Below are 15002 nucleotides of genomic sequence, written 5' to 3'. Positions count from 1 at the left end.
TTGAAGCAGCCTGTTAAAGGTGTTTTCAAAAAGGACTGTGACATAACTGTTTTTAAGTGATATGTCATAGTCCTTTTTCGTACCATGAAATCGTTTAGAGGAGATTTGAAGAAAATGAAACTAACTGGTCGCGAAAAATGGCTTCTTTTTTGGGAAGGGATTATCACAATTGGAATTTTAGTGTTGCTCGATTGGAGTGTGCTGACAATTATTGATCAAGTTGTCCATACAAATGAGAGTTTCCAAATTGGTATCTTTGAGATTAAAAGTGGATTATCGTTTGGGCCCGAAGATTTACGGATTTGGAGCTATCAATGGTTGGGAATCTTAATCATTGGGGGCTTGGATTTATGGGTCTTAATTTGGCGATTAGTCCGGCGCTATCGGGCTTTACAAATGGATCATATTTTAAGCGAGTTACACTATATTGCTGCGGGAAACTTTAAACACCACATCTCTTTTAAGTTAAATAATAATTTACAAGAGATTATTGATAGTGTTAATGCGATGGTGGATGCACAAATTCGAGCCCGTGAAGATGAATTAGCGATTGAACGCTCCAAAGATGAAATGATTACTAATATTTCACACGATTTACGGACGCCATTAACGTCAATTATTGGTTACCTCGGATTGGTTGAAAATGAATATGATAAGTTAACACCAGAGCTCGTGCAAAAATATACGCACACGGCGTATGCAAAAGCGACCCAGATGAAATCCTTAGTTGAAGAGTTATTTGAATTTGCGCAAATGCAACAACTTGATTTACGGTTGAATTTTGAAAAAATAAACTTAAGTGAATTATTAAAGCAATTATCAGCTAGTTTTGAACTAGAAGCACAACATAAGAATTTAAGTATAGTGACAGCATCAATTCCTGATGATATTATTATTGATGCTGACCCAGATAAAATAGCCCGCTTATTTATGAATTTAATTCAAAATGCGCTTAAATATGGTACAAATGCGACGTATATTAAGTTAGTAAGTCGTTTAGAAAAAAATTTTGTTGAAGTGCGGGTTATTAATGATGGTAAAAAAATTCCAGCAGAGGCAGTTGAACATATTTTTGATCGTTTTTACCGCGTGGAGGGCTCTCGCTCAACTAAGACGGGTGGTACGGGATTAGGATTAGCGATTGCTTTAGGTGTTGTGGAAGGCCATAACGGCTCAATTTATGCAACATCTGATGATAGCAAGACGGAGTTTATTGTTCAGGTACCAATAATTCAAAGAAGTATGGAGAAGTTAAATGCAAAGTAAACAGGTCCGCAAGCAGAGTCAACGGATTAAAGGAATTGTGATTGGGGTATTGACGATTACAGTTATTACAATAGTAGGTAGTCCGATGGTACATGCCGCACCGGTAGATACGAATATCGATGCCCAAGCTGCTATTGTTGTTGATGCGCAAAGTGGCCAAATTATTGCCCAACAAAACATGGATAAGGTGTTACCAGCCGCCTCAACATCTAAATTAATGACCGCTTATTTAGTTAATCAAGCGATTAATAAAGATAAGCTTTTTAATTGGGATTCACCAGTTAAAATTTCACGAAACGTTGCTAAAGTTAGTACCGAAGCGGAATTAACAAACGTGCCCCTTAAAGTCGGCGGACACTATAGTGTTAAAAAGCTCTATCAAGCCGCCTTACTTGGTTCAGCTAATGCGGCTGCTATGGCCTTAGGAGATGCGATTAACGGCAACCAGCACGCTTATATTGACCACATGCAAGAACAGCTCAATGACTGGGGTATTAATGATGCGACCATTAATAGTGCTGCTGGGTTGTTGAATTCTCAAGTTTATAGTGATGCCGTTGGGAATAACCCCAATACCGAAAATATGATGAGTGCTAAAGATATGGCAATTATTGCTACGCATTTAGTTAATGACTATCCAGACGTTATTCAAACAACGGCGCTACCACGGACTAATTTCTATGGGACCAACGTAGAATCAATGAATGCCTTATTACCCGGTGGTAAAGTTAAGTCACAGTATCATTTTGATGGCTTAAAAACCGGAACATCAACTAAGGCACATCAGAATTTTGTGGGGACTTTAACATATGACAATCGCCGTTTGATTACCGTTGTTTATGGAACGGGGCCTGTTAATGGCTTCAATCCAACTCGTTTTTATCAAACAATTAAACTCCTTGATCAAACTTTAAGTAAAGTTCACTTTGTCCAAGTACCACAAGGTCAATTAAAAGCGGCAACCGATATTAAAAACGGTAAGACTAAGCAAGCCCAAGTTACTAATGCACAATCAATTGGTGTTTGGTTACCAATCGACCAAACGGCACCAAAGGTTTCAATTACACCGAATAAAGATTTAGCGGCACCGTTAAAACAAGGTGCGGCCGCCGGTACGATTAAGATGAATGATATTACCTATTTGAGTAAACATGATGAACAAGCTGGACCGGCAGTTGCTAAACAGACCGTTGAAAAATTAGGCTTCTTTGCCCGGTTATGGCATGGATTCCTCGATTTGTTCTAACTTGACATTATTGTCAACTTACATGACAATAAACCATATCATATTTAGAGAATCGGAGTGAGCGCATGGAAAAGGAACCAGTACAATATCAGTTATTTCGCCAGATTTTTAGTGCGGAAAGAATGGTTTTTCGAATTGGTGAATTAAGTTCGATGACTGGAGTATCTAGCCGCCAACTACGTTATTGGGAACAAAAAAATTATATTCAATCAATGCAACGTGGGGATGATCAAGCTGCTCGTTCGTATCATTTTCGGGAATATGCTCGTGTAACTGGGATTAAGTATTTCTTGGATAATGGGTATACTTTATCGGCGGCCGTTAAGAAAGTAAATGACTATATTGATATGGCTAATTTAGTCCATGTTTTTGTAAAACAAGCGATAAAAAACGTAGATGATCACGGTGACCATTTAGAAATTGATCTTGGTTGGTTTGATGAAGCAGCCGGGCAACGCTTAATTGCTGTCCAAGGATCTGGTAAAGTTACGTACAAAATTATTGAACGGTAAGTTTTTGTTTTTGTTTTACGTGCTAAAGTGAGAAGAAAACGAATAAATCTGAACAATTGGTTAGAAACAACCAGAATTGCTTGAATAGATTAACAAAAACTAATAAAATTGTGTATAGAAAACGTTATAGAAATTTTATTAAGTAGAGGACCAAAATGAGAGCATACAGTGACCCAAAATTTAAGCTGTTTTCATTAAGTGCCAATCAACCACTTGCTGAAAAAATTGCCGAATCTATCGGAGTTGAATTAGGTAAAGTTACGGTCGATCGCTTTAGTGATGGAGAAATTCGTGTCAATATTGATGAAAGTATTCGTGGTGATAACGTCTACATCATTCAATCAACATCCGCACCAGTGAATGATAATTTAGTTGAATTATTAATTATGATTGATGCTTTGCGGCGCGCAAGTGCAGCAAGTATCAATATTGTGATGCCATATTATGGTTATGCTCGTCAAGATCGTAAGGCCCGTTCACGCGAACCAATCACAGCTAAATTAGTTGCTAACATGCTTGAAAAAGCAGGTGCAACACGTGTAATTGCCTTTGATTTACACGCTGCCCAAATTCAAGGATTCTTTGATATTCCAATGGATCACTTGATGGGAGCCCCTTTATTAGCTGATTACTTGCTTAGCTCTGGTATTGCTGAAGAAGGTAATACAGTTGTTGTTTCACCGGACCATGGTGGAGTGACCCGGGCCCGTGCATTAGCTGAATTGTTAAAAGCCCCAATTGCCATTATTGATAAACGGCGGCCAAAAGCTAATGTCGCTAAGATTATGAACATCATTGGGGATGTTAAGGGTAAGCGTGCAATCATGATTGATGATATGATCGATACGGCTGGTACGATTACTCAAGGTGCACAAAAAGTGATGGACGAAGGTGCATCTGAAGTGTATGTTGTGGCAACTCATGCGGTTCTTTCAGGCCCAGCGGTTGAACGTCTTGAAAACTCAGTATTTACGAAGGTTATCTTGACAGATTCAATCAAATTGCCAGAAGAAAAGAAATTTAGTAAGTTAGTTCAAGTTTCAGCAGCTGACTTATTGGCAGATGCAATCATGCGGATTAACGAAAATAAGGCAGTGTCACCATTGTTCTTAAATCGTTACCGCCGTGGTGCACATAAATAATTAGCGTGCTAACTAGGTCGTAAAGACTATGTAGTATTTAACAAAAAAGCAGTTTGACGTAAAACGTCAAGCTGCTTTTTTCTATATCGATAAGGTTAATTACTTAATGAAACGTAAACGTTTTCCGGCTTGTGTATATTATTTATTTATAATATATATAAGATAAAGTTTAAGAATTTGTTAACAAGAGCAAAGATTCTCACGCTATTTTAATTTAAAATGATATTATAGTTGCAACTCTTAAATAAATTTAGTTTCGTTTAATATAATTGATTTTGTTTAACAATATTTACCAAGGAGGGTACGCTAATGGATCTAATGCGCAAAAAGTCAGTCGATGATATTTTAAAGAACCAATCACCACTTAAACGCACACTACGTACATGGGACTTAGTATTTCTAGGAATTGGGGCCATTATTGGAACCGGGATCTTTGTCTTAACTGGTAAAGGGGCATTAACTGCTGGACCAGGTTTGTCACTTTCATTTTTAATTGCTGCCATTTGTTGTGGATTCGCTGGTCTTTGCTATGCTGAATTTGCATCAATTGCCCCCGTTTCGGGATCAGCTTACACATATTCATATATTGCTTTTGGGGAAATGATAGCCTTTATTATTGGCTGGGACCTAATGTTAGAATACGCTTTAGGGGCTGCCACTGTTTCGGTAGGATGGTCAGGATACTTTAATAGTTTATTAGAAAGTATCGGGATTCATATACCAACCGTATTAACTGCCGCTGCAGGAACAACACCCGGCGTGCATACGATTTTTAATTTACCAGCTTTTTGTATTGTATTGCTAATTACGGCAATTATTTCTATCGGAATTAACAGCACCAAGCACGTCAATGATACGATGGTTTTTATTAAATTAGCCGTTATTGTACTATTTATTGTCTGCACAGTCTGGTTTATTAAGCCAGCTAACTGGCACCCATTTGCACCATTTGGGGCCTACACATTCCATCATGGAACGGCAATGGGGATTATTCCAGCTGCATCAATTGTCTTTTTCTCATTTATTGGTTTTGATGCTGTTTCTTCTAGTTCAGAAGAAACGATTAATCCAAGTAAGACGATTCCACGAGGAATTTTGATTTCACTAGCTGTTTCAACAGTCCTATACATTATCATGACACTAATCATGACAGGGGTTGTTAAGTACACGGCGTTTGCCAATTACTTAAACGAACCAATTTTGGCGGTTTTACACCATACCGGTCAAGGATGGTTAGCGGCACTTGTTAGTGTAGGGGCCATCTTGGGAATGACGACAGTTATTCTTGTTGATTTATATGGACAATCACGGATTTCATATTCAATGGCTCGTGATGGTTTATTACCTAAGTTTTTCGGTGATGTGAACGAAAAGTATCAAACACCATTTAAAGGTACTTGGTTCTTTGGAATTTTGACAGCCTTTGCGGGTGGATTTATTAACTTGAACATTTTGTCAGATTTAGTTAACATCGGGACATTGTCAGCCTTTGTGCTTGTATCTGCTGGAATTTTGGTTCTTCGAAAGACGCAGCCAGATTTACACCGTGGATTCCGAGTACCAGGAGCACCGTTCACACCAATTATTGCGATGGTATTTTGTTTTGTATTAATTGGTGGTTTAAACTGGCAAACATGGTTACGATTCTTAATTTGGTTAGCATTAGGATTAGCCGTCTACTTTGGTTACAGTCATCGAAATTCGCAACTCCATACAAATAAATAGAAAAAGCCGTGCCGGTGGGCACGGCTTTTTTAGTTTTTGATTAAAATATTAAGGTTAATATTATAATATGATGAAAAAATATCCACAGATGTTAACCTAGCTAATAGAATAATGCTATGATATTCGGTGAGTGTTTTTTATTATTTAATAATTTTTATTGAAAGTTATGCTAAAGAAATGGAGAATTTTTGATGGACATATTTCGTAAAAAAAAGGTCGCTGATTTACTCAAAACGCAGCCGCGTTTGAAGCGGACATTGCGTACTTGGGATTTAATCTTGTTGGGAATCGGTGATATCATCGGAACCGGGATTTTTGTTTTGACTGGTAAGGGGGCTTTAACCGCTGGACCAGCATTATCATTGTCGTTCTTATTGGCGGCCATTTGTTGTGGCTTTGCGGGGTTATGTTATGCTGAATTTGCATCAATTGCCCCAATTTCAGGTTCCGCATATACGTATTCATATATCGCCTTTGGTGAAGTTATTGCATTTATGATTGGTTGGGATTTGATCTTAGAGTTTTCACTAGGAGCAGCTAATGTGTCGGCTGGTTGGTCGGGGTACTTCGTTAGTTTATTAAATAATGTTGGGATTCATATACCAACGGCATTAACAGCCGCTGCGGGGACAACGCCGGGAGTAACCACATACTTTAATTTACCAGCCTTTTGTATTGTGCTATTAGTAACGTGGATTATCTCAAAAGGAATTAACAATACCAAGCGGGTTAATGACATTATGGTTATTATTAAAGTCTTGGTAATTGTAGTCTTTATTGCATGTACCTTCTGGTTTATCAAAGTTTCTAATTGGACACCTTTTGCCCCACATGGCGTATATAAATTTAGTCATGGAACGGCAATGGGAATTATTCCAGCCGCATCAATTGTCTTTTTCTCATTTATTGGATTTGATGCGATTTCTTCAAGTGCTGAAGAAACGATTAATCCAAGTAAGACAATGCCCCGTGGAATTATCTGGTCATTGGTTATTTCAACAATCTTGTACATTTTGATGACGTTAGTAATGACAGGGGTTGTTGATTATCATGTCTTTGCTAAATACTTAAATGCACCTGTGTTAGCAGTCCTACACCAAACTGGTCAACTATGGTTAGCTGTGTTTGTAAGTATTGGTGCGATTGTTGGGATGACAACGGTTATCTTAGTTGATTTATATGGGCAATCACGGATTGCATATGCCATGTCACGTGATGGTTTATTCCCTAAATTCTTTGGGGAAGTTGATCAAAAGTTCTTAGTTCCGGCTAAAGGAACATGGTTCTTTGGAATTATCACGGCCTTTGCGGGTGGATTAATTAACTTGGATGTATTATCTGAATTAGTTAACATCGGAACGTTATCAGCGTTTGTTTTAGTTTCTGCAGGAGTCTTGGTCTTACGTAAAAAAGAACCTGATTTACACCGTGGCTTTAAAGTACCAGGAGCCCCTGTAACACCAATCATCTCAATTATTTTCTGTTTAGTATTAATTGCTGGTTTGAATTGGGAAACTTGGCTTCGATTTGCTGTTTGGTTTGCCATTGGTTTAGTAATTTACTTCTTATATGGTCGTAAACGCTCAGTATTAAATGATAAATAATTAGCAGTGTATCTTCAGTAATCTACTTTACTGAAGATACACTTTTTTGTTGCTTAAATTGCTATTTGACAAATATGGTTACGATGAACTATGATGTAAATATTAAAAAATGACCACTGGTCAGTTTTAAAAGGAGACCAACATGGTGAATAAATTAAGTTATGATCAAAAAAATGCTAAAGCCCAACAAATTAAAGATGCGGCATGGCAATTATTTACTGAGCAAGCATTTGATAATATTTCAATTGCAATGATTGCGCAAACCGCCCATGTAGGTAAAGGAACTATTTTTAATTATTTTAAAACAAAAGAAGATGTTTTTATGGCCTTACTCCTAGGTGGTTACCAAAAGTACTTTGCAGAAGTGCTAATGCGCTTGGAGGCTAGTGACGTGACAACTAAGGCAGCATTAAAGGAATTTTTATTAGCAGAAACACACACCTTAATTACCGAACATGCTACGTTAATTCGATTAAATTCACTAAGGGGAGCGCAATTAGAGGTCCACGCCAGTCAAGAGCAGACGGAAAATAGTCGGCAAGAATTACATACAATTCATGAGCACTTAGGGCAAGCGATAGCAACTAAAGTTCCCAAGCTAGATGCTATGAAAATCAGTCATATTTTTGTTATTCAAAGTGCTATTATCAATGGTTTGATGAATCTTGATGGTTTGGATGAATTCAATCATGTTGGCGTGAATGCTAATTTGCCAATTTTTCAAATAAAGTTAGTTCCTGAAGCGTGTCAAATTTTAGGTTATTACATTGATGGAATTTTAATGGAGGAAAGTAATGAAAATCAGTAATATTCGTAATTTTGCAATTATTGCCCATATTGATCATGGGAAATCAACATTAGCAGATCGAATTATGGAGTTAACGAATACCGTTAGTCAACGGGAAAGTCAAGCCCAGTTACTAGATGATTTAGCGGTCGAACAAGCCCATGGTGTCACGGTAAAATCTCGGACGGTGCGTAACTATTATCAAGCGGATAATGGCGAAGAATATGAATATAATTTTATTGATACACCAGGGCACGTTGATTTTACGTATGAAGTGTCTAAAAGTTTAGCTGCTAGCGACGGCGCGTTATTGTTAGTAGATGCAACCAAAGGGGTACAAGCCCAAACCGTCGCTAATTTTCGCCTAGCTAAAGCTAATAATTTAGTAGTCATTCCGGTAATTAATAAAATTGATGCGCAGGCGGCTGAAGTTGAACGGACAGAGCAAGAGATTCTTAGTCTAGCACCGGAATTTGCCGATGGTCCAATTTTAAAAATTTCAGCGAAAACAGGCCTAAATATCCATGATGTTTTAGAAATCATTCATACGGAAATCCCGGCCCCTCAAGGTGATCGCCAAGCACCATTAAAGGCGTTGGTATTTGATTCACAATATGATAGTTTTAAAGGGATTATTGCGTATGTCCGCGTGATTGATGGACAATTGAAAGCTAACGAAGACTTACATTTGATGGCTAATCAGCAACGCATTAAGCCAAATGAAGTCGGGATTTTGACACCTCAACGGGTAGCAACCAAAGAGTTAGTCGCCGGCGATGTCGGGTACGTAATTACCGGGTTAAAAGATCCGCATGCGTTACGGGTTGGTGACACATTAACAAGTACTGCTAAGCCAACCACAACGGCGCTTCCTGGTTATGAACCAGCTAAATCGGTTGTTTTTGCAGGTTTTTATCCTAAAGGCGATAATTTTAATGATTTACAGCTTGCGGTTGAAAAACTAGCCTTAAACGACACGTCGTTTGAATATCACCAGGAGAATTCAGATGCTTTAGGCGCGGGATTCCGGTGTGGCTTTTTAGGGATTTTTCATTTACAAATTATTCGTGAACGGTTGCAAAACGAGTATGGATTAGACGTATTAACGACAGCACCTAATGTAACGTATAATGTGCATGTAAAAAACCAAAGTGAAGCGGTCGCAATTAATAATCCAATCCGTTTCCCAAGTTTTGAAACAATTGACTATGTTGAAGAACCATTTGCAAAGGCGACCATTACCATCCAAGCTGATGTGTTGGGAAGTGTCATGAAATTAGCCGAACAACATAAGGGGATGTTAGTTGATATGGCGAACCAGGGTGAATTAATTGTCTTGGAATATCGGATTCCATTTGCTGAAATTGCGTATGATTTTTTCAATCAACTAAAATCAGTCTCACACGGGTATGCAACCTTAATGACGGAATTTGATGAGTACGATTTGACCGATGTTGTTAAGATTGAAGTACATGTTAACTACGCTAAAGTAGATGCGTTATCGTTTGTGGTCCACCGTGATGATGCAGCTAAAGTAACGCAAGAATTAGTGCATAAACTTAAAAATGTCATTCCACGTAAATTGTATCCGATGCCAGTACAAGCCATTGTTGAAGGAAAAGCCATTGCCCGCGTTGATGTACCACCTTTACGTAAAAATGCGGCGGTAAGTGGTGATAAAAAAAGTATTTCAAAGAAACAAGCGTTATTACGCCGTCAAAGTGTTAATAAACGCCAAGCCGCTCAAAGTGATATTGAATTACCCCAAGAGGTTTTCAATGCTATTTTAGAATTAGAGAAATAAGCACATAAAATATATATATACTTCCAATAATCTGATACACTAAATTAAAGTTAATTTAGTGTATTTTTTTTATACACGATAAATGAATAATTATATTTTGTTGAGGGGCTAATCTAAATTAATTGACGTGTGCTGTGAAATTAATTACTATTACTAGTACTGTAATAGTTTTTTTAAAAGAGGACATTAGCGTGGTTAAGGAAAATTTTAATAGTTATGACCGACAAAATAAGCGAGCTGTTCAAATTCGCCAGGCGGCTTATGACTTGATTACGGAAGTTCCGTATGATGATATAACGATGGCTATGATTGCCCAACGAGCCCAAGTTGCTAAAGGCACTATTTTTAACTATTTTAATAGCAAAGAAGATATTTTTATGGCTATTGATTTAAGTGGTTATTTAACATATTGTGAGCGTGTTGAAGCAGATTTAAGTAACATGACCATTACTGATAAACAAGGTTTAAAGGTATTTTTGTTACAAGAAACGGAAATGTTGGCGCGTGATTTTAGTGTGATTATTTTAATTCATTCATTGCGCCGTTTCACATTAGAAGCCCACGCGGACAAAATGCAAACAGAGCAAGGACGAATTCGAATTTATGAAACTTTGCAACGAATTGTTAAAAAATGCTAGTAAATATTGATGATCTAGATGCAGAAGTGATAATGCATACTTTTATTATCCAAGGGGCCATCTTGAATGGGATACTAACGTTTCTTAATATGGATAAATTCAATGAAGAAAGTTTATCAGTTGAAATGGCATCAACACATATTGACGTTGAAACCGAAGTTTGTAATTTGTTTGGATTATATTTAGATAAAATTTTGCAACTTTAATATAAAAAAGTTTGTAGAAGAGGATACACCGTGGAAACAGAAAAATTTAATAGCTATGATAGGGATAATAAGCGGGCTACCCAAATTCGTCAGGCCGCATATGATTTGATTTTTGAAATGCCATATGCTGATATTACGATGACAATGATTGCCCAACGGGCCTAAGTTGCTAAAGGAACGATTTTTAATTATTTTAGAAGTAAAGAAGATATTTTTATGGCCATTACTTTGAGTGGGTATTTACGTTATTCGGAACTTGTTGAAAAGGCCCTTGAAAAAGTGGTTCTCAATAATGCAGCCGATGTTAAAGCGTTTTTCCTTATTCAGACAAAGTTAATGGTTGAAGACTTTGCAATTATTATTTGGTTTAATTCACTACGTCGATTTACATTAGAAGCACATGCTGATCCGCAACAAACGGAATGCGGCCGCGCACGTATTTATGAAGTTCATAAACGAATTGGGATAAGCATTAATGCCCAAGTACCAACAATCAGTGTCGAAAGTATCATTCATGCCTTTATGATTCAGAGTGCCATTTTAAATGGGATTATTAATTTAGGTAATATGGAAAAATTTAGAGATGAAGTGTTTGATACGGTGATGCCAGGTTATCAGATTGATAGTTATCAAGAAACGAGCCATCTTTTTGGTTTGTATTTGGACGATATATTATAAAATAAATAAAAAAACGAGCAAATCTGCTCGTTTTTTTTATTTATCTGTAAATGTTGGTTTTGGAAGGAGGTACGAAAGGCCGGTTAATAATACACCAATTGCAAAAGTACCGACGGCTAATTTGGTTAATAAGGTCATTGTTAGCCAGAAAAACAGACTTACTAGCACTAGGGCCAGTATAATTTCGATAATACCAGCTAAGATACGTAAATGGTGATTAGGCTGGTTTTTTAGCGTATGGTCGATGAATAGTGTTGCAAATAAAGCAATACTTACAAAAATCAGTGGCATACATATTCCTTTCAGAGATTGGGGCTAACCAATGTGGTAAAATGCTTTATTTTCTAAATAAGCCACCCTTCCACAAGAAGATTGAGAAAATGAGCATAATAACAATCATAATACCAATGGTAATAATCCAACCATACTTATTATTCATTAAGGGTAAGGGGACGTTTTCACCCCAAAAACCAGAAACAATCGTGGGAACGGTTAATAAGATTGAAAAGACAGTTAATAGCTTCATCGTCCAGTTCAAATCATTATTAACAAGGTTTGAATAGGCACCAGAAACTGATGTAACGACATCTTGGGCCATGGTCGCCATATCGGTTGCTTGGCGTAATTCAACTAAGATATCGTCAATATGTTCAGACTGTTGAATTGATAAGCGTGGGGCTTCATGGCGTTTGAGGTTTTCTAATAAAACGATATCAGATTGGAGGGAATTTAAGTAATAAATTAAGTTCGTTTCCAGTTCTAGTAACGCATTAATTTCTTTTTGAAGTTGGCGCGCATGGGCAAGGCGTTCTTGAATTCCTTTCCGGCGACGATTAATGCCAACTAAGGCCGTTACGTAATCGGTAACTAAGGAATATAAACCATTTAAAACAACGTCGATGGCTTCGATTTGATCATCAGGTTTAGCAACTTGGTTATTATCAGGACTAATTAGAATATCATTGATGAATTCAGTTGATTCCCGGGTGAAAGTGAACAGAAAACCTTCACGAAACATAATGCCAATCGGGCTAGTGACGGCTTGTGAACCATCAAGGGTGACCACGTCAAAAATCATTAATTTAGTATCATTATGAATATCATATTCCATCCGTGCACTCTCATTCGGGTCGGTTGCATAGAATAGTAATTCATTAGTTAAGTGGTGTTGTTCAATCAATTCGGTGCGTTCTTCTGATGTAGGATCAGATATTTGCAGCCATTTAAATTTATTAAAATGTGTAATTTCTTTTATCATGGAATCATCTGCCTATATCTTTATTTTGAATAGTATACCTCTACTATAACAAATTAATGAAAAGGTGACATGAATAAAAAGATTTGAACAGCAATAAAAATGACAAGCGCAACAAACCAGTTCCAGATGGGAATCTTAATAACATGATAGTGGGTACGGGTAGCTCCCTCAGCAAAACCATGTGAACGCATGGCTTGGGCTAAATTATTTGACCAGTTGAGGGAAGTTAAAATTGCTTTAAAGAAAATTTGCGGTGAATAGAAGTGGAGGATTTCACCACGCATGCGGGCAGCTAAGCGAATAATTTTAACTTCTTGGGCAATCCGAGGAAGAAAATTAAAGGCGGCTAAAACCCCATACACAAAAGTACTTGGTAGGCGGAAATTTTGTTCTAATGATTTTAGCAATTTATCGATATCCGTGGTAAACGTAAAGCAACTGCCAATCCAAATATACGCAAAAATCCGTGTTAGTAAAACAAAAGACATATGGATGTGATCCCCGGTACCATAGAAATATAGTGATGACCATGACCCAAAGGCGGGGAGAATAGGTAGAAAAATACTATAAAGCATTAGTTTCCAATTAACGCGTTTACATAGAAGGTAAATAATAGCACAAACAATTAGCGCAATATTTAAACTAATTGATGTGGTAAATGAAATTTCCAAGCTAATTAACAAGGCAAGAATAATTTTAATACTAGCATCCATCATTAGTGTACCTCGTAAGTTAAAGTTTGGTTGTCAAAAAGCAAGTGGTGGTCAAAATATTGAGTTACCCCATTTAATTGGTGACTAATCATCAAAATTGTTTGATGTTGTGCATGTGCAGCTGTAGTTAATAAATCAAAAACAACATGCACAGATGCTAGGTCAAGACCAGCTAAGGGTTCATCAAATAATAGTACGGGGGTACCGATAATTAACATTAATAAAATTTGTAGTTTCTTTTTTTGGCCACCGGACAATTGATAGATAACATGATCCTTTAAGGTAGCCATATTTAAAACAGTTAACGTTGCATCGATTTTGGCAGCGGTCCATAATTCTGGAAAACGAGCGTGTTTAAGGCTGAGGTTAATTTCTTCCATGACGGTCATTTTCAGATATTGTTGTTCAGCATGTTGAAAAACTAAGGCAACTTCTCGGACATATTTAGGTAATTTAATTTTTTGAATATCCGTTCCTAAGTAGCTAACTTCGCCACTATAGGTTTTTAAGCGTGTTAGGGCGGTAAAAAATGTTGATTTACCAACTCCATTGGGCCCGGTGATTAGGGTGAATTTATCTTTAGCAATTGCTAAAGATAAAGGCTGGAGTAATGTTCGTTCGCCAGTTTTAAAACCAAATGCTTCTAATTCAAAGACACTGGGTTCTGATACAGGTTGGTAAGTTGCCGTTTCGGTTACAAATTTGGCAAAATAACTAGTCGGATCATTCACTATCTTGACGTGTTGGCCATCGATAGTATACATAGTTGAAATAATATCGGCATAACCAGCTAAGTCGTGGTCAGAAATAATAATGGTGCGGCCCGCTTGTTGTAATTCTTGAAGCTTTTGTAACAAGTCTAAACGGGCTTCTGGGTCAACACTCGCAAATGGTTCGTCTAGTAAAATAATGTCACTTTCCATAGCTAAGCAGATGGCTAGTGCAACTTTTTGTGCTTCACCACCAGATAGTGTTTGGATATTTTGATCTTTAAATTGAGTAATACCTACAAACTCTAAGGCCGCTAAAGCGCGCTTTTCAATATCTGCTGGCGGTGTTTGTAGATTTTCAAGGGTGAAGACTAACTCATCAAAAGGCGTGGTCATGGCAAATTGTTCACTAGGATTTTGGAACAGGAGCGCGACTTTTTTTACGCGCTCAATGATACTTAAATCAGCGATGCTTTGTCCTTGAAATTTGATATCCCCGGTAATAGCGCCACCAAATTCGGGATAAAGACCGGCAATTGCCTTTAACAAGGTTGATTTACCACTACCAGAAGGGCCGATAAGCAGATTAAAGGTACCGGCATTAATCGATAAATTAACGTCGGTAATGATGGGAGTAGCATCTTCTTGATAAGCGATACTTAAGTTATGCGTTGTTAGTAGAGCCATAATGAAAAAATCCTCGTTCATCTATA

The 15002-nt window shown here is 37.4% G+C and carries 16 protein-coding genes; 12 read left to right on the top strand and 4 right to left on the bottom strand.

Features of this window, described 5'->3' with window-relative positions:
- Positions 1 to 114 precede the first annotated feature (114 nt).
- From LQZ75_RS05565 to LQZ75_RS05515, 12 genes are all read left to right on the top strand, one after another.
- Positions 115 to 1266, top strand: coding sequence for a sensor histidine kinase (locus tag LQZ75_RS05565; RefSeq protein WP_230096847.1), 1152 nt, complete (start codon positions 115 to 117; stop codon positions 1264 to 1266).
- Positions 1256 to 2512 (top strand): D-alanyl-D-alanine carboxypeptidase family protein, encoded by a 1257-nt coding sequence (locus LQZ75_RS05560; protein ID WP_230096846.1) that lies wholly within the window; start codon positions 1256 to 1258, stop codon positions 2510 to 2512. Before LQZ75_RS05565 ends, LQZ75_RS05560 begins: the two co-directional genes overlap by 11 nt.
- A 65-nt stretch (positions 2513 to 2577) precedes the next feature.
- Entirely contained in the window at positions 2578 to 3024 is a 447-nt protein-coding gene (locus LQZ75_RS05555) for a MerR family transcriptional regulator (RefSeq protein ID WP_230096845.1), read from the top strand.
- A 155-nt stretch (positions 3025 to 3179) separates the two neighbouring features.
- Positions 3180 to 4166 carry a ribose-phosphate diphosphokinase gene (locus tag LQZ75_RS05550; RefSeq protein ID WP_230096844.1) on the top strand — a complete coding sequence of 329 codons (987 nt, stop codon included), beginning with the start codon at positions 3180 to 3182 and terminating at the stop codon, positions 4164 to 4166.
- 309 nt (positions 4167 to 4475) lie between these two features.
- A complete protein-coding gene (locus tag LQZ75_RS05545) occupies positions 4476 to 5891 on the top strand; it encodes an amino acid permease (protein ID WP_230096843.1) in 1416 nt (471 codons plus the stop codon).
- Positions 5892 to 6082: 191 nt separating this feature from the next.
- Entirely contained in the window at positions 6083 to 7495 is a 1413-nt protein-coding gene (locus tag LQZ75_RS05540; protein ID WP_230096842.1) for an amino acid permease, read from the top strand.
- A gap of 142 nt (positions 7496 to 7637) precedes the next feature.
- Positions 7638 to 8303 carry a TetR/AcrR family transcriptional regulator gene (locus LQZ75_RS05535; protein ID WP_230096841.1) on the top strand — a complete coding sequence of 222 codons (666 nt, stop codon included), beginning with the start codon at positions 7638 to 7640 and terminating at the stop codon, positions 8301 to 8303.
- A complete protein-coding gene (lepA, locus tag LQZ75_RS05530) occupies positions 8290 to 10086 on the top strand; it encodes a translation elongation factor 4 (protein WP_230096840.1) in 1797 nt (598 codons plus the stop codon). The genes LQZ75_RS05535 and lepA overlap by 14 nt, the downstream gene beginning before the upstream one ends.
- Positions 10087 to 10277: 191 nt before the next feature.
- Positions 10278 to 10724, top strand: coding sequence for a TetR/AcrR family transcriptional regulator (locus tag LQZ75_RS05525; protein WP_230096839.1), 447 nt, complete (start codon positions 10278 to 10280; stop codon positions 10722 to 10724).
- Positions 10725 to 10756: 32 nt separating this feature from the next.
- Complete coding sequence (locus tag LQZ75_RS05520) at positions 10757 to 10930, top strand: hypothetical protein (protein ID WP_230096838.1); 174 nt, start codon at positions 10757 to 10759, stop codon at positions 10928 to 10930.
- Between the two features lie 30 nt (positions 10931 to 10960).
- The gene (locus tag LQZ75_RS09760; protein ID WP_284707491.1) at positions 10961 to 11095 is read left to right on the top strand and encodes a hypothetical protein; all 135 of its coding nucleotides are present in this window, start codon (positions 10961 to 10963) and stop codon (positions 11093 to 11095) included.
- A 51-nt stretch (positions 11096 to 11146) separates the two neighbouring features.
- Positions 11147 to 11608, top strand: a complete 462-nt coding sequence (locus LQZ75_RS05515) for a hypothetical protein (protein ID WP_230096837.1) — start codon at positions 11147 to 11149, stop codon at positions 11606 to 11608.
- A gap of 36 nt (positions 11609 to 11644) precedes the next feature.
- Here LQZ75_RS05515 and LQZ75_RS05510 read toward each other — a convergent pair whose 3' ends face one another.
- Genes LQZ75_RS05510 through LQZ75_RS05495 form a run of 4 tightly spaced genes read right to left on the bottom strand, consistent with a single transcriptional unit; the run spans position 11645 to position 14976 of the window.
- Positions 11645 to 11899 carry a hypothetical protein gene (locus tag LQZ75_RS05510; protein WP_230096836.1) on the bottom strand — a complete coding sequence of 85 codons (255 nt, stop codon included), beginning with the start codon at positions 11897 to 11899 and terminating at the stop codon, positions 11645 to 11647.
- A gap of 46 nt (positions 11900 to 11945) precedes the next feature.
- The gene (locus tag LQZ75_RS05505; RefSeq protein ID WP_230096835.1) at positions 11946 to 12866 is read right to left on the bottom strand and encodes a magnesium transporter CorA family protein; all 921 of its coding nucleotides are present in this window, start codon (positions 12864 to 12866) and stop codon (positions 11946 to 11948) included.
- Between the two features lie 53 nt (positions 12867 to 12919).
- Complete coding sequence (locus tag LQZ75_RS05500; protein WP_432443447.1) at positions 12920 to 13579, bottom strand: energy-coupling factor transporter transmembrane component T family protein; 660 nt, start codon at positions 13577 to 13579, stop codon at positions 12920 to 12922.
- A gap of 2 nt (positions 13580 to 13581) precedes the next feature.
- Positions 13582 to 14976, bottom strand: a complete 1395-nt coding sequence (locus tag LQZ75_RS05495; RefSeq protein WP_230096833.1) for an ABC transporter ATP-binding protein — start codon at positions 14974 to 14976, stop codon at positions 13582 to 13584.
- Between the last annotated feature and the right edge of the window lie 26 nt (positions 14977 to 15002).

Source organism: Periweissella fabaria (assembly GCF_918814575.1).
GTDB lineage: Bacteria > Bacillota > Bacilli > Lactobacillales > Lactobacillaceae > Periweissella > Periweissella fabaria.
The sequence above is the reverse complement of the archived record's forward strand: the minus strand, read 5'-3'. Positions and strand labels throughout refer to the sequence as shown.

Bases quoted from the DNA above. Each gene is read 5' to 3' on its own strand.
- LQZ75_RS05565 (WP_230096847.1), top strand. From the start codon at position 115: ATGAAACTAACTGGTCGCGAAAAATGGCTTCTTTTTTGGGAAGGGATT.
- LQZ75_RS05560 (WP_230096846.1), top strand. From the start codon at position 1,256: ATGCAAAGTAAACAGGTCCGCAAGCAGAGTCAACGGATTAAAGGAATT.
- LQZ75_RS05555 (WP_230096845.1), top strand. From the start codon at position 2,578: ATGGAAAAGGAACCAGTACAATATCAGTTATTTCGCCAGATTTTTAGT.
- LQZ75_RS05550 (WP_230096844.1), top strand. From the start codon at position 3,180: ATGAGAGCATACAGTGACCCAAAATTTAAGCTGTTTTCATTAAGTGCC.
- LQZ75_RS05545 (WP_230096843.1), top strand. From the start codon at position 4,476: ATGGATCTAATGCGCAAAAAGTCAGTCGATGATATTTTAAAGAACCAA.
- LQZ75_RS05540 (WP_230096842.1), top strand. From the start codon at position 6,083: ATGGACATATTTCGTAAAAAAAAGGTCGCTGATTTACTCAAAACGCAG.
- LQZ75_RS05535 (WP_230096841.1), top strand. From the start codon at position 7,638: ATGGTGAATAAATTAAGTTATGATCAAAAAAATGCTAAAGCCCAACAA.
- lepA (WP_230096840.1), top strand. From the start codon at position 8,290: ATGAAAATCAGTAATATTCGTAATTTTGCAATTATTGCCCATATTGAT.
- LQZ75_RS05520 (WP_230096838.1), top strand. From the start codon at position 10,757: ATGCATACTTTTATTATCCAAGGGGCCATCTTGAATGGGATACTAACG.
- LQZ75_RS05515 (WP_230096837.1), top strand. From the start codon at position 11,147: ATGGCCATTACTTTGAGTGGGTATTTACGTTATTCGGAACTTGTTGAA.
- LQZ75_RS05510 (WP_230096836.1), bottom strand. From the start codon at position 11,899: ATGCCACTGATTTTTGTAAGTATTGCTTTATTTGCAACACTATTCATC.
- LQZ75_RS05505 (WP_230096835.1), bottom strand. From the start codon at position 12,866: ATGATAAAAGAAATTACACATTTTAATAAATTTAAATGGCTGCAAATA.
- LQZ75_RS05500 (WP_432443447.1), bottom strand. From the start codon at position 13,579: ATGGATGCTAGTATTAAAATTATTCTTGCCTTGTTAATTAGCTTGGAA.
- LQZ75_RS05495 (WP_230096833.1), bottom strand. From the start codon at position 14,976: ATGGCTCTACTAACAACGCATAACTTAAGTATCGCTTATCAAGAAGAT.